The following is a 15,902-nucleotide window of genomic DNA, read 5'->3' on the forward strand; positions in this document are numbered from 1 at the left end:
CTGATGTGTTTCACAACAGGCCGGCCTGCATCCGTTAACTGCCCGGACAATTAGTGTTGTTTCAGTTTATCTTTATGTTTATTTAGCTGTCGGGCCAGCTTATCAATCAAGCCGTCGATAGCCGCATACATGTCCTGCCCTTCCGCACTGGCATGGAGCTCGCCACCGTTAACATGCAGGGTGGCGTCCGAGATATGAGTCACTTTCTCCACTTTCAACACAATGTAGACCTGGTTGATCCTCTCGAAATACTGTTCAAGTTTGGCAAATTTTGTATTCAAAAATTCGCGCAGCGCCTCGGTAATTTCGACGTTATGTCCAGTGATGTTGAGCTGCATAGTGTCTTCCTTATCGGTTGTGTCAGACCAGCTGTTTACGCTGGTTAGACGGCGGAATGGATAAAGACTCTCGATACTTCGCAACAGTGCGGCGAGCCACCATGATACCTTGATCCGACAGCATGGTGGTTAACTTACTGTCACTCAGTGGTTTCGCGGGGTTTTCCGCGGCGATCAATTTCTTCACCAGCGCACGGATGGCTGTCGACGATGCTTCGCCGCCGCCCTCGGTATTAACATGGCTAGAGAAGAAATACTTAAGCTCAAAAATACCGCGTGGGCTATGCAGATACTTCTGCGTAGTGACGCGGGAAATCGTGGATTCGTGCATTTCGACGGCCTGGGCGATATCCGCCAGCACCATCGGTTTCATGTACTCTTCGCCCCGTTCGAAAAAGGCCTGCTGTTGCTCGACGATACAGCGGCTGACGCGCAGCAGGGTATCGTTACGGCTCTCAAGGCTTTTAATCAGCCAGCGCGCTTCCTGCAGATTACTGCGAATAAACTGGTTATCTGAATCGTTGCGCGAGCTGGTGCACATTGAGGCGTATTGCTGGTTAATTTGCAGGCGGGGAATGCTGTCGGAGTTAAGTTCTACGGTCCACAGACCGTTATGTTTTCGCACCAGCACGTCGGGAATAACATACTCGGGCTCGCTGGTCTGGATCGACTGACCCGGACGGGGATCCAGTGACTGAATCAGATTCACGGCGGCCTTGAGCACATCTTCTTTTAGCCGCGTCACCCGCATTAAGGCCCGGAAGTCATGATTTGCCAGCAGATCCAGATGATCGCTGACGATCAGTCTGGCCTCTTCGATCCAGGGCGTCTCTTTCACAAACTGCGACAGCTGTATAAGCAGGCAGTCACGTAAATCTCTCGCCGCTACGCCAATGGGATCAAAGCGCTGAACTCGCTTCAGAACCGCTTCGACCTCTTCCAGATCGATATCGGCATCGCCAATGCTTTCCAGAATATCTTCCAGCGGTACGGTGAGATAACCGGTGTCATCAACAGCATCGACGATAGAGGTGGCGATGGCGCGATCGGTATCGGAGAACGGAGTCAGCTCCACCTGCCACATCAGATAATCCTGCAGTGACTGGGTTGTCTCCCCCTGATAAACCGGCAGTTCATCGTCCTGGTAATCCACGCGGTTACCGGAAGGGGTGCCGGCGGTGTAGATCTCATCCCAGCTGGCATCCAGCGGCAGCTCGTCGGGCATCTCTTTCTGCTCAAGGGCATCGGCGGTATCAAGTGCCTCGGTGTCCTGGGACTGCTGGGTTTCTACCTCATCGTGAAGATCGGTTTGCTCAAGCAGAGGATTGCTCTCCAGCGCTTGCTGGAGCTCCTGCTGCAGTTCAAGCGTAGACAATTGCAACAGGCGGATTGCCTGCTGTAATTGTGGCGTCATTGCCAGCTGCTGGCTGAGCCTTAATTGCAAACCTTGCTTCATATTCAGAGCATTTTTCTCCGGTTACGCGTTGTTGTACCTCTTACCCTATCAGAGTCTGAAGTCTTCCCCAAGATACACGCGCTTAACATGCTCGTCTTCCAGGATCGCCTGCGGCGTGCCATGAGCAATCAGATGCCCCTGGCTCACAATGTATGCGCGTTCGCAGACGGCCAGCGTTTCGCGCACGTTATGGTCCGTGATCAATACGCCGAGGCCGCTGTCGCGCAGATGCTCGATAATGCGTTTGATATCAATTACGGAAATGGGGTCAACGCCCGCAAAGGGTTCATCAAGAAGAATGAATTTTGGGTTGGCAGCCAGCGCTCGGGCAATCTCAACGCGACGACGTTCGCCGCCCGAGAGCGCCTGACCGAGGCTGTCACGCAGATGTTCAATGTGGAACTCTTCCATCAGCTCGTTAGCGCGATCTTCACGCTGCTCGGCGGTAAGATCGTCACGGATCTGCAAGACGGCCATCAGGTTGTCGAAGACGCTCAGGCGACGGAAGATGGACGCTTCCTGCGGCAGATAGCCGATACCACGACGGGCACGGGCGTGCAGTGGCAGCAGACTGATGTCTTCGTCATCGATAATGATGTTGCCTGCATCGCGCGGCACAATACCGACCACCATGTAGAAAGTGGTGGTTTTACCCGCACCGTTCGGCCCCAGAAGCCCGACGATCTCACCAGAGTTTACGGTCAGACTGACATCTTCCACGACGCGGCGGCCCTTATAGGCCTTCGCAAGATTCTTTGCAGTTAATGTTGCCATAACGAATTAGTTACTCTTTTTCTGTGCCGGAGCCTGATTGCTGTTTTTGTCCTGCAGCTGCGACGGAACAAGTACGGTGGTGACGCGTTTGCCTTTTTCACTGAAGGCCTGCATTTTCTGCTCTTTCACCAGGTAGGTGATCTTGTCGCCGGTGATATTACTGTCCAGCTGCTCCAGGAACGCGTTGCCAGTGAGCACGACAAAATCTTTTGCCAGCTCATAGTGCATGTGCGACGCGTGGCCTTTTACCGGTTTGCCATTGTCCTGCATCTGGTAGAAGGTGGCCGGATTGCCGTAACCATCGATAATCTCTTTACCATCTTCGCCACCCGGACGGGTCACGACGACTTTGTCTGCATTGATTTTGATGGTGCCCTGAGTCACCACCACATTGCCAGTGAACGTCACCACATTGCCCTGCATATCAAGAGACTGGGTGTCTGACTCGATATGAATCGGCTGCTCGGTATCACCTGTCACAGCAAGCGCAGGCAGACTGGCGGCCAGCAGTGCGCTGGCGATGACGAAATTAAGGCTGAGTTTGTTTGTTTTGAATTTCATAGGAGGTTCTAACCTTTTCAATCAGCTCTGCGTTCTTGCTGCGTAAGTTCCCGCGCATTCTGAGGCCGCTGGAATTAAATGTTGTGCCGTATAAAGTGACCAGATCCTGGGATGTGACATCCTGGGTGACCAGATTGATCTGTGCGTTGTCAGTGGTGATTTTGCGCAATTGCGCATCAGGGGTCAGCGCATTCACTTCCACATGACCATAGAGATAAAGCATACGGTCATTCGTCAGTTTTGCCCGATCTGATTTGATGGACCATGTCTGAACTTTATCTTTGTCAAACGTGGTCAGCACCGGCTGGGTAAACCACGAATCACCCTGCTCAGAGAAATATTCAACGTGCTGGGCGATAAGGCGATAATTCAGTGCGCCTTCCGGGCTATAAACCACGGTATTGCTTTGATCGCTTTTATAGGTTGGATCGCTCGTGTTTACCGTCGGCGCCTCGGTGTCATCCCGATCGGCAAGATTCACGCCAATCAGTACCAGTGCCAACAGCGAAAGCAGAATAATAACCCAACGTCTGGTTTTACTCATATCGATTGCCCTTTGGCCTCATCAAGCTTGCCTTGCGCCAGTAACAGGAGATCGCACACCTCACGAACCGCGCCCCGGCCACCGTTGATCCGGGTGACATAGTCAGCGCGGGGGAGTAAAAGCGGATGCGCATCGGCAACGGCAATGCTCAGCCCCACTTCAGCCATTACTGGCCAGTCAATCAGATCGTCGCCCACATAGGCTACGTTTTCTGGGGCAATAGCCAGTTTATCCAGCAAATCCCTGAAAGCGACCCTCTTATCGGATTGTCCCTGATAAAGATGGGTAATGCCCAACGTGTCGCAACGGTCTTCTACTAGTTTAGCCTTCCGGCCGGTGATAATGGCAACTTCTATGCCAGAAGTCAGTGCGCAGCGAATGCCGTAGCCATCACGCACATTAAAGGCCTTAAGCTCCTCGCCGTTATTGCCCATATAGATCAGGCCGTCGGAGAGGACGCCGTCCACGTCCAGAATCAGCAAACGAATCTTTTCCGCTTGCGCCATCATTTGTGAACTGACCGGGCCGTAACAGGTTGCAAGCGAAGCACCCGCATTACTCATTGTCTTATCCTTCATTACACTACGCCTGCGCGCAGAAGATCATGCATATGTACCACACCCAGCAACTGGTCGCCATCGGCAACCATGACCGCGGTAATATGGCGAGACTGCATCAGGTTGAGCGCATCGACCGCCAGCGTCCCCGGACGCACGCGAATTCCGCCGCTGGTCATCACATCGGCGATACCCAGCGTACGAACATCGACGCCCATATCAAATACCCGGCGCAGGTCCCCGTCGGTGAAGATACCTTCGATCTTCATCGTCTCATCACAGATGACCGTCATGCCCAGGTTTTTACGGGTGATTTCCAGTAACGCATCACGTAAGGGAGCGTCTTTACTGACGTGCGGAATTTCCTCGCCAGTATGCATGATGTCGTTGACGCGTAACAGCAATTTGCGTCCAAGCGCACCGCCAGGGTGGGAGAGGGCGAAATCTTCTGCCGTAAAACCGCGGGCCTCAAGCAGCGCGACGGCAAGGGCGTCGCCCATCACCAGTACCGCGGTGGTGCTGGATGTTGGAGCCAGACCCAGCGGGCAGGCCTCTTTAGGGACTTTCACGCACAGGTGCACATCTGCGGCGCGCGCCATGCTGCTCTCGGGGCGGCTGGTAACGCAGATAAGCTTAACCTGCAGCCGCTTTAGGACCGGGATCAGCGCCAGAATTTCGTTAGATTCACCTGAGTTGGATAAGGCAATAACCACATCCTGCGGCGTGACCATACCGAGATCGCCGTGAGCGGCTTCGCCTGGGTGGACGAAAAAGGCCGTTGTCCCGGTGCTGGCAAAGGTTGCCGCCATTTTGCGGCCGATATGACCTGATTTACCCATCCCCATTACCACGACTTTGCCGCTACAGCGAAACAGCATTTCGCACGCCAGCGTAAAATCCTGATTAATGTATTGGTCTAACTGCGCCAGACCTTCACGTTCAATCTCCAGAACCGCTTTTCCTGCTTTCTGAAAGTCAAAGTCCGGCTGCAATTCTATGTGCGACATAATCCGTATCCGTTTACCCAGAGAGAAGAGGCGAGAGCCAGTACAGCATCGCCATCCATACGATAAAACCCGCGGTCAGTAGCGCGCCTGCGCCTTTACCAATCTGCCGTTTGCGGCGCCAGCAGAGTAGGGCAAAGATGGCGCTGACCAGCACCATCACCCCGTAATCTCGCGAGAAAGCCAGCGGGTTGAATACGCCAGGTGAGAGCAACGCTGGCAGGCCGAGCACAATCGCGATATTAAAAATGTTCGAACCGATGATGTTACCAATGGCGATATCGTCCTCGCCTTTACGCGCTCCCGCGATGGCGGTTGCCAGTTCGGGCAGACTGGTACCAATGGCGATAACCGTCAGGCCGATGGTGAGCTCGCTCATGGCAAAGTAGTTTGCCAATACCGTAGCGTTATCGACGATCATCCGCGTCGCCATGGGCATGATGATCAATGCGATCCCCAGCCAGAGTAGCGCCACGGGCAGCGTGCCTTCGCGCGGTAGCTCCGCCATCTGTTCTCGGGTCAGGCTATCATTGCCCTGTTTTTCTGCGGCGCGGGCAAGCTTAACAATGTAAAGCAGCCAGACCGTCGCCAGCGCCAGCAGGAATATGCCATCGCTCATCGTCAACTGCCCGTCGTACAATACGCAGCCTGCCAACAGACTTACGATCAACATTAGCGGCAATTCGCGGCGCAGAACATCAGAATGCACGCGAAATGGGTGCAACAGTGCGGCAAGCCCTAATATCAATAATATATTGACGATATTGGAGCCAATGGCGGTACCGACGGCGAGATCCAACTGGTCATGCATCGAAGCGGCGACCGACACGATGATCTCAGGAAGGGAGGTGCCAACGCTGACCACCGTCATGCCAATAATCAAAGGGGGAATGCCAAAGAGACGACAGAGTATTGATGCTGAAAACACCAGACGATCGGCACTGTAGACGACCAAAAGTAAACCAATTATTAACAGTGCTGTTGCGAGAAGCATCAAAAGTCCTTTCTTCAGGTATACTCGCCGGTCCACTGAGAGAAAATCTCTGGCTGCATACAGTCTGTAGACGTAACGAATTCTTAATTTTGACTTTATGCGCCGTAAAAGTAAAACAAATGCCAGCTTTCGCTTACCTCAGTGTGAAATATTCTGTAAAAATGCTGGGTTTGGAGCTGAATCAAGCATCATGCTTATCCTGAGCCGGCAATAGAAAGGAAATATACATGAGCCTGAACGGGGCGAATTTAGTCGATGTTCGCGGCGTAAGTTTTACGCGCAGCGACCGGGTCATTTTTGACAATATTTCTCTGACCGTGCCGCGCGGCAAGATCACCGCCATCATGGGGCCTTCTGGCATTGGTAAAACCACGCTGCTGCGCCTGATCGGCGGCCAGATCCCCCCGGACAGCGGCGAGATCCTTTTCGATGGCGAAAACGTTTCAGCCATGTCACGTTCACGCCTCTATACCGTGCGTAAACGCATGAGCATGCTTTTCCAGTCGGGGGCGCTTTTTACCGATCTTAACGTCTTTGATAACGTGGCTTATCCGCTGCGTGAACACACACGTCTGCCCGCGCCGCTGCTGAAAAGCACGGTAATGATGAAACTCGAGGCCGTGGGGCTACGCGGGGCGGCAAAGTTAATGCCTTCTGAGCTCTCTGGCGGGATGGCGCGCAGGGCAGCGCTTGCCCGTGCCATTGCCCTTGAACCGGATCTGATTATGTTCGACGAACCTTTTGTCGGGCAGGATCCCATCACCATGGGAGTGCTGGTTAAACTGATCTCGGAACTGAACAGTGCGCTCGGCGTGACCTGTATTGTGGTGTCGCACGATGTTCCGGAAGTACTGAGCATCGCTGACTATGCCTATATCGTGGCCGATAAAAAGATCGTCGCTCACGGCAGTGCGCAGTCCCTGAAAGAGAACGACGACGCGCGCGTGCGCCAGTTCCTCTACGGTATTGCTGATGGGCCGGTTCCGTTCCGTTATCCGGCGGATGATTATCATCAAGATTTATTAGGAATAGGGAGTTAAGCCGCTCATGCTGTTAAATGCGTTGGCCGCTTTAGGACACCACGGCATAAAAACCGTCAGGACGTTCGGGCGTGCCGGATTGATGTTATTCAATGCGCTGGTCGGCAAACCGGAGTTCCGTAAACACACCCCGCTACTGATACGTCAGCTCTATAATGTTGGCGTACTGTCGATGGTTATCATCATCGTTTCGGGAGTGTTCATCGGAATGGTGCTGGGGTTGCAGGGATATCTGGTCCTGACCACCTATAGTGCAGAAACCAGCCTCGGTATGCTGGTGTCGCTTTCATTGCTGCGTGAACTTGGGCCGGTAGTGGCCGCGCTGCTCTTTGCGGGGCGGGCGGGTTCTGCGCTCACGGCGGAGATTGGTTTGATGCGCGCGACCGAGCAGCTTTCCAGTATGGAGATGATGGCGGTCGACCCTCTGCGTCGGGTGATTTCACCGCGCTTCTGGGCTGGGGTGATCTCTCTGCCGCTGCTGACCATTCTCTTCGTCGCGGTGGGCATTTGGGGTGGTTCGCTGGTGGGTGTGCAGTGGAAGGGCATCGATGCCGGCTTCTTCTGGTCTGCTATGCAGGATGCTATCGATCTGCGAATGGATTTGGTGAACTGCCTGATAAAAAGCATTGTGTTTGCCATCACCGTTACCTGGATTGCCTTATTTAACGGTTACGATGCTATCCCGACGTCTGCAGGGATCAGCCGCGCAACAACACGTACTGTCGTGCATTCGTCGCTGGCCGTATTGGGTCTGGATTTTGTGCTCACCGCACTGATGTTTGGGAATTGAGTTCATGCAAACGAGAAAAAGTGAAATTTGGGTTGGTATCTTTGTTTTGCTGGCGCTGCTGGCGGCCTTGTTTATTTGCCTGAGAGCGGCAGATATCACCTCTGTTCGTACCGAGCCTACGTACCGAATTTATGCCACCTTCGATAATATTGGCGGCCTGAAGGCACGTTCGCCGGTGCGCATCGGCGGCGTGGTGATTGGGCGGGTAGCGGATATCTCGCTGGACGAGAAAACCTATCTGCCTCGCGTGGCGCTGGATATCGAAGAGCGCTACAACCACATTCCGGATACCAGCTCGCTCTCCATTCGTACCTCTGGCCTGCTCGGCGAGCAATATCTGGCGCTGAATGTCGGTTTTGAAGACCCTGAACTGGGAACGACTATTCTTAAAGATGGCGGCGTTATTCAGGATACCAAGTCAGCCATGGTACTTGAGGATATGATTGGTCAGTTCCTTTACAACAGTAAGGGAGGTGACGAGAACAAATCTGCTGAAGCGCCCGCAGAATCAGATGTCACGCCACCTGCTGGCACGACGAATTCATCTCAGGAGAAGTAATTCATGATTAAACGACTGTTAATGGTTGCCATGCTGATGATTGCCCCACTCACAGCGGCAAATGCGGCTGGTCAGGCTAACCCTTACCAACAGATGAATGAGGCGGCCAAGAAAACCTTCGATCGCCTTAAAAACGAACAACCTAAAATTCGCTCTAACCCGGATTATCTGCGTGATATCGTCGATCAAGAACTGCTGCCATACGTACAGATTAAGTATGCCGGTGCGCTGGTTCTGGGCCGCTACTACAAAGACGCCACCCCAGCGCAGCGTGACGCCTACTTTGCTGCGTTTCGTGAATATCTGAAGCAGGCATACGGTCAGGCATTGGCGATGTATCACGGCCAGACTTACCAGATCGCCCCTGAGCAGCCGCTGGGTGATGCCACTATCGTGCCGATTCGCGTAACCATTATCGATCCGAACGGCCGTCCGCCGGTACGCCTGGATTTCCAGTGGCGTAAAAACAGCCAGACGGGCAACTGGCAGGCCTATGACATGATCGCTGAAGGCGTTAGCATGATTACCACCAAGCAGAACGAGTGGAGCGACCTGCTGCGTACCAAAGGTATTGACGGCCTGACCGCTCAGCTGCAATCCATCTCTCGCCAGAAAATTACCCTGGACGAGAAAAAATAATGACGCAGCCACTCAGCTGGATCCGTGATGGCGAAAAGCTGTTGCTATCAGGCGAGCTGGATCAGGATTATCTGAATCCTCTGTGGGATGCGCGCGACCAGGCGATGCAAGGGGTGACCTGCATCGATCTTGGCGGGATCTCTCGCGTGGATACGGCTGGCGTCGCACTGCTGGCACATCTTGTCGCTGCCGGTAAGAAGCAGGGGCTACAGGTCTCTCTGGCAGGCATCAGCGATAACGTCATCACGTTGGCTCAGCTCTATAATCTGCCGCAAGACGTTTTGCCTCGCTAATTTTTTCAGTACGTTACTATCAAAAGCCTCGACAGTTTCATTGTCGGGGCTTTTTGCTTGTTTAAGACAGCGCCACTTTGCTCTAAGATGTTGGGCTTGTTTTCACTACCAGATGATATAGAACCCATGGAAAATAATGAAATCCAGGCAGTGCTGATGAATGCACTCTCCCTTCAGGAAGCCCACGTCTCCGGCGATGGCAGTCACTTCCAGGTTATTGCTGTGGGTGAGATTTTTGACGGCATGAGCCGCGTGAAGAAACAGCAGGCTGTTTATGCGCCGCTGATGGAATATATCGCGGATAATCGTATCCATGCCCTGTCGATTAAGGCGTTTACCCCACAAGAGTGGGCTCGCGATCGCAAACTAAACGGTTTTTGAGCTGAGGGCGATTAGCCAGCAGCACGGTTGAATTCATACAGAGAGCAAATAATGGACAAATTTCGTGTACAGGGGCCGACGCGTCTCCAGGGCGAAGTGACAATCTCCGGCGCCAAAAACGCCGCGCTGCCAATCCTCTTCGCCGCACTGCTTGCGGAAGAGCCGGTAGAGATCCAGAACGTACCAAAATTGAAAGACATCGACACCACCATGAAGCTGCTGACTCAGCTCGGTACGAAGGTGGAGCGCAACGGATCCGTGTGGATCGATGCCAGCAACGTGAACAATTTCTCTGCGCCTTACGATCTTGTGAAAACCATGCGTGCCTCTATCTGGGCCCTGGGTCCACTGGTGGCGCGTTTTGGTCAGGGGCAGGTTTCACTGCCTGGCGGCTGTGCTATCGGTGCGCGTCCGGTTGATCTGCACATCTACGGCCTGGAAAAACTGGGCGCAGATATCAAACTGGAAGAGGGTTACGTAAAAGCCTCTGTTAATGGCCGTCTGAAAGGCGCGCACATTGTCATGGACAAAGTGAGCGTTGGCGCCACGGTAACCATTATGTCTGCCGCCACGCTGGCAGAAGGCACCACGGTTATCGAGAATGCCGCACGCGAGCCGGAAATTGTGGATACCGCAAACTTCCTGGTCGCGCTTGGCGCGAAGATCACCGGCCAGGGTACCGATCGTATCACCATCGAAGGCGTTGAGCGTCTGGGTGGCGGCGTTTACCGCGTACTGCCTGACCGTATCGAAACCGGTACTTTCCTGATTGCTGCCGCGATTTCAGGCGGCAAAATTGTCTGCCGCAATGCACAGCCCGATACCCTGGATGCCGTACTGGCTAAACTGCGTGACGCAGGGGCCGATATCGAGATCGGTGAAGACTGGATCAGCCTGGATATGCACGGCAACCGTCCTAAAGCGGTAAACGTCCGTACCGCGCCTCATCCGGCATTCCCGACCGATATGCAGGCACAGTTCACTCTGCTGAACCTCGTGGCGGAAGGAACCGGCTTCATCACTGAAACCATCTTTGAGAACCGCTTCATGCACGTACCGGAACTTATCCGTATGGGCGCACACGCGGAGATTGAGAGCAATACCGTTATTTGCCATGGCGTTGAAACACTGTCTGGCGCACAGGTGATGGCGACCGATCTGCGCGCGTCAGCGAGTCTTGTGCTGGCGGGTTGTATTGCCGAAGGTACAACGATTGTCGATCGTATTTATCACATCGATCGCGGTTACGAACGTATCGAAGATAAACTGCGCGCGCTGGGTGCCAATATCGAGCGTGTGAAGGGCGAGTAATCGTGCCTGGCAGCCCCCTGCCTTTAAGACCGGGGGGTTGCTATTCCTGCTAAAAAAGCGTCACTCCTGGCGCTTTCTCTCTTCTCTTTTCCGCCGCATCAACCGCGTTCTGTCAACAAATTCGTGGGTTATGGGATCGTGATAACGCGATGGCCATATCACCCAGGGATCGGTGCCCAGTGCAGTGGCAATGATCAACTCACCTTTCGGCCATGAGCGCGTTAACGCGTTAGCTAAAGTGGATGAGCTAAGACCATTACGGCGAGACTCCGCAGCCAGTGAAGTTCCTTTTTTACGCAGCGCGGCAATAATATCGGCCGGATGCCAGTCGATAAATTTCTTATCCATGTTGCTGTCCCTCTGTTCAGGTGCGTCCACGTCATTTCGAGTTAAATGACGTTGTTACTATACCTTCTTCGAACAGCGGTTCTAAAAAGTTCGCGGCATGCGGAGTGACATTCAGATTATGCCAATCCTTTATTCATGCGGGTTGTAAGCGAATTCATTAACAACGTTATGGATGAAATTGGAGCTTATAAGAACTCTCTTTTTCCGAATCGAGAGTTCTTATTCAGATCAACGATCGCGTTGTACCGCAATGTGCGCCAGGCCAATAAGCGCCTCACGCCAAGGGCTTTCAGGCAGAACCTGAAGGGCAGCGATCGCTTTGTCTGCTTCCTCTTCGGCGCGCTGACGCGTCCATTCCAGAGAGCCGCAAGCTGCCATTGTTTCCAGCACGGGTTCCAGAAGATGTCGGCCATTACCCTGTTCGATCGCATCACGGATCTGCTTCGCTTGTTCAGGCGTACCGTTACGCATGGCATGCAGCAAGGGTAGTGTCGGTTTGCCTTCGTTCAGGTCATCACCCACGTTTTTACCCAGCGTTTCGCCATCGGCGCTGTAGTCGAGCAGATCGTCAATCAGCTGGAAAGCCGTACCCAGGTAACGCCCGTAGTCTTGCAGACCCTTTTCTTGCGCCTCAGAGCAGCCGCCAAGAATACCCGAGCACTGAGCCGCCGCTTCGAACAGACGCGCCGTCTTGCTGTAGATGACGCGCATGTAGTTCTCTTCGGTGATGTCCGGATCGTTGACGTTCATCAGCTGCAACACTTCACCTTCGGCGATGACGTTAACGGCTTTAGACATCACCTCCAGGATCTTTAAGGATCCCAGGCTCGTCATCATCTGGAACGCACGTGTGTAAATAAAATCGCCGACCAGAACGCTGGCGGCATTGCCAAACGCGGCGTTCGCGGTGGCTTTACCCCGGCGCATGTCCGATTCATCCACCACATCGTCGTGGAGCAACGTTGCGGTATGGATAAATTCGATCAGGGCTGCAATCGTAACGTGCGCATTTTCCTGATAGCCCACCGCGCGCGCGGCAAGCACAGCGATCATTGGACGGATGCGTTTCCCGCCTCCACTGACGATGTAGTAACCCAACTGATTGATAAGCTGAACATCAGAGTTGAGCTGTTCCAGGATTGCTGCATTCACACCCGCCATATCCTGCGCGGTTAACTCATTGATTTTTTCTAAATTCATCGTAAAAGCCGGGCTTTTAGTCCTGTAGGCCCCATTTTAAATGGGTTAACAAAGGGTTCGGTTAATCAATAGTAGCGCCGATTGTACTGAAAAAACGCCTCAGATAAACGTTGCCGTACGTGTTGTGTTTTTTTTCTTCATGTATTGACGGTAGCACTTGTCAAAGGCTCGCGTTTTGCGTAATATTCGCGCCCTATTGTGAATATTTATAGCGCACTCTGAATCATACGAGGATGTGCGCGGAAGCGGAGTTTATATGTACGCGGTTTTCCAAAGTGGTGGTAAACAACACCGAGTAAGCGAAGGTCAGACCGTTCGCCTGGAAAAGCTGGACATCGCAACTGGCGAATCTGTTGAGTTCGCAGAAGTTCTGATGATCGCAAACGGTGAAGAAGTCAAAATCGGCGTTCCTTTCGTTGATGGCGGCGTTATCAAAGCTGAAGTTGTTGCACACGGTCGTGGCGAGAAAGTTAAAATCGTTAAGTTTCGTCGTCGTAAACACTACCGTAAGCAGCAGGGCCACCGTCAGTGGTTCACTGATGTGAAAATTACTGGCATCAGCGCCTAAGACCTGAGGAGAGATTTAAATGGCACATAAAAAGGCTGGCGGCTCCACACGTAACGGTCGCGATTCAGAAGCTAAACGCCTGGGCGTTAAGCGTTTCGGTGGCGAAACTGTACTGGCGGGTAGCATCATCGTTCGTCAGCGTGGCACCAAATTCCACGCTGGTAACAACGTAGGTTGCGGTCGTGACCACACTCTGTTTGCTAAAGCAGACGGTAAAGTGAAATTTGAAGTTAAAGGCCCGAACAACCGTAAATACATCAGCATCGTTGCTGAGTAAGGTTTTCTCGGTCCGGTAACGGATTAAAGCCCCGCAACCTGTTGCGGGGCTTTTTACATTGGAAACCCGGCAATTTTTTCTGTAGGGAAAACGGGCATGAAGCAGCAGGCCGGCATTGGTATTCTTTTGGCGCTCACTACCGCAATGTGCTGGGGTGCACTGCCAATCGCAATGAAGCAGGTTCTGGAGGTGATGGAGCCGCCCACCGTGGTATTTTATCGCTTCCTGATGGCAAGTATTGGCCTCGGTGCGATCCTCGCGATAAGAGGCAAGCTCCCACCACTACGGCTCTTCCGTAGTCCGCGCTGGCTGGTGTTACTGGCTATCGCGACGGGGGGGCTATTCGGTAACTTCATCTTGTTCAGCTCTTCCCTGCAATATTTAAGCCCTACGGCATCGCAGGTGATTGGTCAGCTTTCCCCTGTGGGCATGATGGTAGCCAGCGTGTTTATTCTCAAAGAGAAGATGCGTGGCACCCAAATTATTGGGGCATGTATGCTGTTATGTGGGCTGGTGATGTTCTTTAACACCAGTCTGGTTGAGATTTTCACCCGCCTGACGGATTACACCTGGGGTGTGATTTTTGGGGTAGGTGCAGCGATGGTCTGGGTGAGTTATGGCGTCGCGCAAAAGGTGTTATTGCGGCGTCTGGCGTCACAGCAGATCCTCTTTTTGCTGTACACTTTATGTACTATTGCATTGCTGCCACTTGCGAAGCCGGGCGTCATTGCTCAGTTGAGCGACTGGCAACTGGCGTGTCTGATCTTTTGTGGTCTGAACACGTTGGTGGGTTATGGTGCGCTCGCTGAGGCGATGGCGCGCTGGCAAGCAGCACAGGTGAGCGCCTTAATCACGCTTACCCCGCTGTTTACGCTATTATTTTCAGATTTGTTATCAGTGGCCTGGCCCGATTTCTTCGTCAAACCGATGTTAAACCTTCTGGGGTATCTCGGTGCGTTTGTCGTGGTTGCGGGCGCGATGTATTCCGCCATTGGTCATCGTCTTTGGGGACGTTGGCGCAAAAATGAAGCGGTTGTAGTCATGCCCCGCTCAGGCGAATGAGTTACGGAGAGTAAAATGAAGTTTGTTGATGAAGCAACGATCCTGGTTGTTGCAGGTGATGGCGGTAATGGTTGCGTAAGCTTCCGCCGTGAAAAATACATTCCACGCGGCGGCCCGGACGGCGGCGATGGCGGGGATGGCGGCGATGTGTGGCTGGAGGCGGATGAAAACCTCAACACGCTGATCGACTACCGTTTCGAGAAATCTTTCCGCGCGGAACGTGGCCAGAATGGCCAGAGCCGTGATTGCACCGGTAAACGCGGGAAAGACGTAAGCATTAAAGTGCCGGTAGGGACGCGCGTCATCGATCAGGGCACCGGCGAAACCATGGGTGACATGACGAAGCATGGTCAGCGCCTGATGGTCGCCAAAGGTGGCTGGCACGGCCTGGGCAACACCCGCTTCAAGTCCTCTGTGAACCGTACACCTCGTCAGAAAACGATGGGGACGCCGGGCGATAAGCGTGATCTGCAGCTGGAGCTGATGCTGCTGGCCGACGTGGGGATGCTGGGCATGCCGAACGCCGGTAAATCGACCTTTATCCGTGCCGTCTCTGCTGCCAAGCCGAAAGTAGCTGATTATCCGTTTACCACGCTGGTGCCAAGCCTGGGCGTGGTTCGTATGGATAACGAGAAGAGCTTCGTTGTGGCTGATATTCCTGGCCTGATCGAAGGTGCTGCCGAAGGTGCGGGTCTGGGTATTCGCTTCCTGAAGCACCTCGAGCGTTGCCGCGTCCTGCTGCACCTGATCGATATCGATCCTATCGACGGTTCTGATCCGGTTGAAAACGCCCGTATCATCATCGGTGAGCTGGAAAAATACAGCGACAAGCTGGCGGCGAAACCGCGCTGGCTGGTCTTTAACAAGATCGACCTGATGGACAAAGCCGAGGCCGAAGCCAAGGCGAAAGCGATTGCCGACGCGATGGGCTGGGAAGATAAATACTATCTGATCTCTGCGGCAAGCCAGGTTGGCGTTAAAGATCTCTGCTGGGATGTGATGACCTTTATCATCGAGAACCCGATCGCTCAGGCAGAAGAGGCGAAACAGCCAGAGAAAGTCGAGTTCATGTGGGACGATTATCATCGTCAGCAGCTCGAAGAGCAGCAAGAAGATATCGAAGATGACGAAGACTGGGATGACGACTGGGATGAAGATGACGAAGAAGGCGTCGAATTCATCTACAAACGTTAAGACCGTCTGTGA

Annotated in this window: 21 protein-coding genes; 11 read left to right on the plus strand and 10 right to left on the minus strand. The window is 53.4% G+C overall.

The genetic code is table 11. From position 1 onward, the window contains the following. Window positions 1-50: 50 nt before the first annotated feature. From hpf to B2Q93_RS04855, 8 genes are read right to left on the minus strand one after another with little or no spacing between them, the layout of a single operon-like run. The gene (gene hpf, locus B2Q93_RS04820) at window positions 51-338 is read right to left on the minus strand and encodes a ribosome hibernation promoting factor (RefSeq protein ID WP_010436063.1); all 288 of its coding nucleotides are present in this window, start codon (window positions 336-338) and stop codon (window positions 51-53) included. A gap of 22 nt (window positions 339-360) precedes the next feature. Next, a complete protein-coding gene (gene rpoN, locus B2Q93_RS04825) occupies window positions 361-1,794 on the minus strand; it encodes an RNA polymerase factor sigma-54 (protein ID WP_040073869.1) in 1,434 nt (477 codons plus the stop codon). Window positions 1,795-1,842: 48 nt separating this feature from the next. Beyond that, window positions 1,843-2,568 carry an LPS export ABC transporter ATP-binding protein gene (lptB, locus tag B2Q93_RS04830; protein ID WP_040073870.1) on the minus strand — a complete coding sequence of 242 codons (726 nt, stop codon included), beginning with the start codon at window positions 2,566-2,568 and terminating at the stop codon, window positions 1,843-1,845. Window positions 2,569-2,574: 6 nt separating this feature from the next. Next, a complete protein-coding gene (gene lptA, locus B2Q93_RS04835; protein ID WP_040073871.1) occupies window positions 2,575-3,129 on the minus strand; it encodes a lipopolysaccharide ABC transporter substrate-binding protein LptA in 555 nt (184 codons plus the stop codon). Continuing rightward, window positions 3,098-3,673 carry an LPS export ABC transporter periplasmic protein LptC gene (gene lptC / locus B2Q93_RS04840; RefSeq protein WP_040073872.1) on the minus strand — a complete coding sequence of 192 codons (576 nt, stop codon included), beginning with the start codon at window positions 3,671-3,673 and terminating at the stop codon, window positions 3,098-3,100. The genes lptA and lptC overlap by 32 nt, the downstream gene beginning before the upstream one ends. Continuing rightward, entirely contained in the window at window positions 3,670-4,236 is a 567-nt protein-coding gene (gene kdsC, locus B2Q93_RS04845) for a 3-deoxy-manno-octulosonate-8-phosphatase KdsC (RefSeq protein WP_040073873.1), read from the minus strand. Before kdsC ends, lptC begins: the two co-directional genes overlap by 4 nt. Before the next feature lie 14 nt (window positions 4,237-4,250). Beyond that, a complete protein-coding gene (gene kdsD / locus B2Q93_RS04850; RefSeq protein ID WP_046885778.1) occupies window positions 4,251-5,237 on the minus strand; it encodes an arabinose-5-phosphate isomerase KdsD in 987 nt (328 codons plus the stop codon). 13 nt (window positions 5,238-5,250) lie between these two features. After that, entirely contained in the window at window positions 5,251-6,228 is a 978-nt protein-coding gene (locus B2Q93_RS04855) for a calcium/sodium antiporter (protein WP_040073875.1), read from the minus strand. Window positions 6,229-6,455: 227 nt separating this feature from the next. Between B2Q93_RS04855 and mlaF the strand changes: the two genes are divergently transcribed. The 7 genes from mlaF to murA all read left to right on the plus strand — a co-directional run bounded on the left by mlaF (window position 6,456) and on the right by murA (window position 11,241). Then, window positions 6,456-7,268: a phospholipid ABC transporter ATP-binding protein MlaF gene (mlaF, locus tag B2Q93_RS04860; RefSeq protein WP_040073876.1), complete on the plus strand. Its 813-nt coding sequence runs from the start codon at window positions 6,456-6,458 to the stop codon at window positions 7,266-7,268. Window positions 7,269-7,275: 7 nt separating this feature from the next. Further along, window positions 7,276-8,058 (plus strand): lipid asymmetry maintenance ABC transporter permease subunit MlaE, encoded by a 783-nt coding sequence (gene mlaE / locus B2Q93_RS04865; RefSeq protein ID WP_040073877.1) that lies wholly within the window; start codon window positions 7,276-7,278, stop codon window positions 8,056-8,058. A gap of 4 nt (window positions 8,059-8,062) precedes the next feature. Then, window positions 8,063-8,617, plus strand: coding sequence for an outer membrane lipid asymmetry maintenance protein MlaD (mlaD, locus tag B2Q93_RS04870; protein WP_040073878.1), 555 nt, complete (start codon window positions 8,063-8,065; stop codon window positions 8,615-8,617). Between the two features lie 3 nt (window positions 8,618-8,620). Beyond that, the gene (gene mlaC / locus B2Q93_RS04875) at window positions 8,621-9,256 is read left to right on the plus strand and encodes a phospholipid-binding protein MlaC (RefSeq protein ID WP_040073879.1); all 636 of its coding nucleotides are present in this window, start codon (window positions 8,621-8,623) and stop codon (window positions 9,254-9,256) included. Further along, window positions 9,256-9,549, plus strand: coding sequence for a lipid asymmetry maintenance protein MlaB (gene mlaB, locus B2Q93_RS04880; RefSeq protein WP_040073880.1), 294 nt, complete (start codon window positions 9,256-9,258; stop codon window positions 9,547-9,549). The genes mlaC and mlaB overlap by 1 nt, the downstream gene beginning before the upstream one ends. A 126-nt stretch (window positions 9,550-9,675) precedes the next feature. Continuing rightward, a complete protein-coding gene (ibaG, locus tag B2Q93_RS04885; protein ID WP_014071941.1) occupies window positions 9,676-9,930 on the plus strand; it encodes a BolA family iron metabolism protein IbaG in 255 nt (84 codons plus the stop codon). 51 nt (window positions 9,931-9,981) lie between these two features. After that, the gene (gene murA / locus B2Q93_RS04890) at window positions 9,982-11,241 is read left to right on the plus strand and encodes a UDP-N-acetylglucosamine 1-carboxyvinyltransferase (protein WP_040073881.1); all 1,260 of its coding nucleotides are present in this window, start codon (window positions 9,982-9,984) and stop codon (window positions 11,239-11,241) included. 60 nt (window positions 11,242-11,301) lie between these two features. Here the strand turns inward: murA and sfsB are convergent, their stop codons facing one another. Beyond that, complete coding sequence (gene sfsB / locus B2Q93_RS04895; RefSeq protein WP_040073882.1) at window positions 11,302-11,589, minus strand: DNA-binding transcriptional regulator SfsB; 288 nt, start codon at window positions 11,587-11,589, stop codon at window positions 11,302-11,304. Window positions 11,590-11,817: 228 nt separating this feature from the next. Further along, window positions 11,818-12,789, minus strand: a complete 972-nt coding sequence (ispB, locus tag B2Q93_RS04900) for an octaprenyl diphosphate synthase (RefSeq protein WP_040073883.1) — start codon at window positions 12,787-12,789, stop codon at window positions 11,818-11,820. Between the two features lie 256 nt (window positions 12,790-13,045). Here ispB and rplU point away from each other — a divergent pair, with 256 nt between their 5' ends. The 4 genes from rplU to cgtA all read left to right on the plus strand — a co-directional run bounded on the left by rplU (window position 13,046) and on the right by cgtA (window position 15,890). Then, window positions 13,046-13,357, plus strand: a complete 312-nt coding sequence (gene rplU / locus B2Q93_RS04905) for a 50S ribosomal protein L21 (protein WP_003025032.1) — start codon at window positions 13,046-13,048, stop codon at window positions 13,355-13,357. A gap of 19 nt (window positions 13,358-13,376) precedes the next feature. Next, window positions 13,377-13,634 carry a 50S ribosomal protein L27 gene (gene rpmA, locus B2Q93_RS04910; RefSeq protein ID WP_007673187.1) on the plus strand — a complete coding sequence of 86 codons (258 nt, stop codon included), beginning with the start codon at window positions 13,377-13,379 and terminating at the stop codon, window positions 13,632-13,634. Between the two features lie 96 nt (window positions 13,635-13,730). After that, window positions 13,731-14,696: a DMT family transporter gene (locus B2Q93_RS04915; RefSeq protein ID WP_040073884.1), complete on the plus strand. Its 966-nt coding sequence runs from the start codon at window positions 13,731-13,733 to the stop codon at window positions 14,694-14,696. A gap of 15 nt (window positions 14,697-14,711) precedes the next feature. Then, window positions 14,712-15,890: an Obg family GTPase CgtA gene (gene cgtA / locus B2Q93_RS04920; RefSeq protein ID WP_040073885.1), complete on the plus strand. Its 1,179-nt coding sequence runs from the start codon at window positions 14,712-14,714 to the stop codon at window positions 15,888-15,890. Window positions 15,891-15,902 lie beyond the last annotated feature (12 nt).

Origin of the sequence: Leclercia sp. UBA5958 (assembly GCF_002430365.1) — a bacterium.
In the GTDB taxonomy this organism is placed as follows: Bacteria; Pseudomonadota; Gammaproteobacteria; order Enterobacterales; family Enterobacteriaceae; genus Enterobacter; species Enterobacter pneumoniae.

What these genes read in the sequence shown, in the direction of transcription:
- rpoN (WP_040073869.1), bottom strand. Translation starts at nt 1,794, where the DNA reads ATGAAGCAAGGTTTGCAATTAAGGCTCAGCCAGCAGCTGGCAATGACG.
- B2Q93_RS04855 (WP_040073875.1), bottom strand. Translation starts at nt 6,228, where the DNA reads ATGCTTCTCGCAACAGCACTGTTAATAATTGGTTTACTTTTGGTCGTC.
- rplU (WP_003025032.1), top strand. Translation starts at nt 13,046, where the DNA reads ATGTACGCGGTTTTCCAAAGTGGTGGTAAACAACACCGAGTAAGCGAA.
- B2Q93_RS04915 (WP_040073884.1), top strand. Translation starts at nt 13,731, where the DNA reads ATGAAGCAGCAGGCCGGCATTGGTATTCTTTTGGCGCTCACTACCGCA.
- ispB (WP_040073883.1), bottom strand. Translation starts at nt 12,789, where the DNA reads ATGAATTTAGAAAAAATCAATGAGTTAACCGCGCAGGATATGGCGGGT.
- murA (WP_040073881.1), top strand. Translation starts at nt 9,982, where the DNA reads ATGGACAAATTTCGTGTACAGGGGCCGACGCGTCTCCAGGGCGAAGTG.
- lptB (WP_040073870.1), bottom strand. Translation starts at nt 2,568, where the DNA reads ATGGCAACATTAACTGCAAAGAATCTTGCGAAGGCCTATAAGGGCCGC.
- hpf (WP_010436063.1), bottom strand. Translation starts at nt 338, where the DNA reads ATGCAGCTCAACATCACTGGACATAACGTCGAAATTACCGAGGCGCTG.
- mlaD (WP_040073878.1), top strand. Translation starts at nt 8,063, where the DNA reads ATGCAAACGAGAAAAAGTGAAATTTGGGTTGGTATCTTTGTTTTGCTG.
- mlaE (WP_040073877.1), top strand. Translation starts at nt 7,276, where the DNA reads ATGCTGTTAAATGCGTTGGCCGCTTTAGGACACCACGGCATAAAAACC.
- sfsB (WP_040073882.1), bottom strand. Translation starts at nt 11,589, where the DNA reads ATGGATAAGAAATTTATCGACTGGCATCCGGCCGATATTATTGCCGCG.
- rpmA (WP_007673187.1), top strand. Translation starts at nt 13,377, where the DNA reads ATGGCACATAAAAAGGCTGGCGGCTCCACACGTAACGGTCGCGATTCA.
- lptC (WP_040073872.1), bottom strand. Translation starts at nt 3,673, where the DNA reads ATGAGTAAAACCAGACGTTGGGTTATTATTCTGCTTTCGCTGTTGGCA.
- lptA (WP_040073871.1), bottom strand. Translation starts at nt 3,129, where the DNA reads ATGAAATTCAAAACAAACAAACTCAGCCTTAATTTCGTCATCGCCAGC.
- mlaC (WP_040073879.1), top strand. Translation starts at nt 8,621, where the DNA reads ATGATTAAACGACTGTTAATGGTTGCCATGCTGATGATTGCCCCACTC.
- kdsC (WP_040073873.1), bottom strand. Translation starts at nt 4,236, where the DNA reads ATGAGTAATGCGGGTGCTTCGCTTGCAACCTGTTACGGCCCGGTCAGT.
- cgtA (WP_040073885.1), top strand. Translation starts at nt 14,712, where the DNA reads ATGAAGTTTGTTGATGAAGCAACGATCCTGGTTGTTGCAGGTGATGGC.
- kdsD (WP_046885778.1), bottom strand. Translation starts at nt 5,237, where the DNA reads ATGTCGCACATAGAATTGCAGCCGGACTTTGACTTTCAGAAAGCAGGA.
- mlaF (WP_040073876.1), top strand. Translation starts at nt 6,456, where the DNA reads ATGAGCCTGAACGGGGCGAATTTAGTCGATGTTCGCGGCGTAAGTTTT.
- mlaB (WP_040073880.1), top strand. Translation starts at nt 9,256, where the DNA reads ATGACGCAGCCACTCAGCTGGATCCGTGATGGCGAAAAGCTGTTGCTA.
- ibaG (WP_014071941.1), top strand. Translation starts at nt 9,676, where the DNA reads ATGGAAAATAATGAAATCCAGGCAGTGCTGATGAATGCACTCTCCCTT.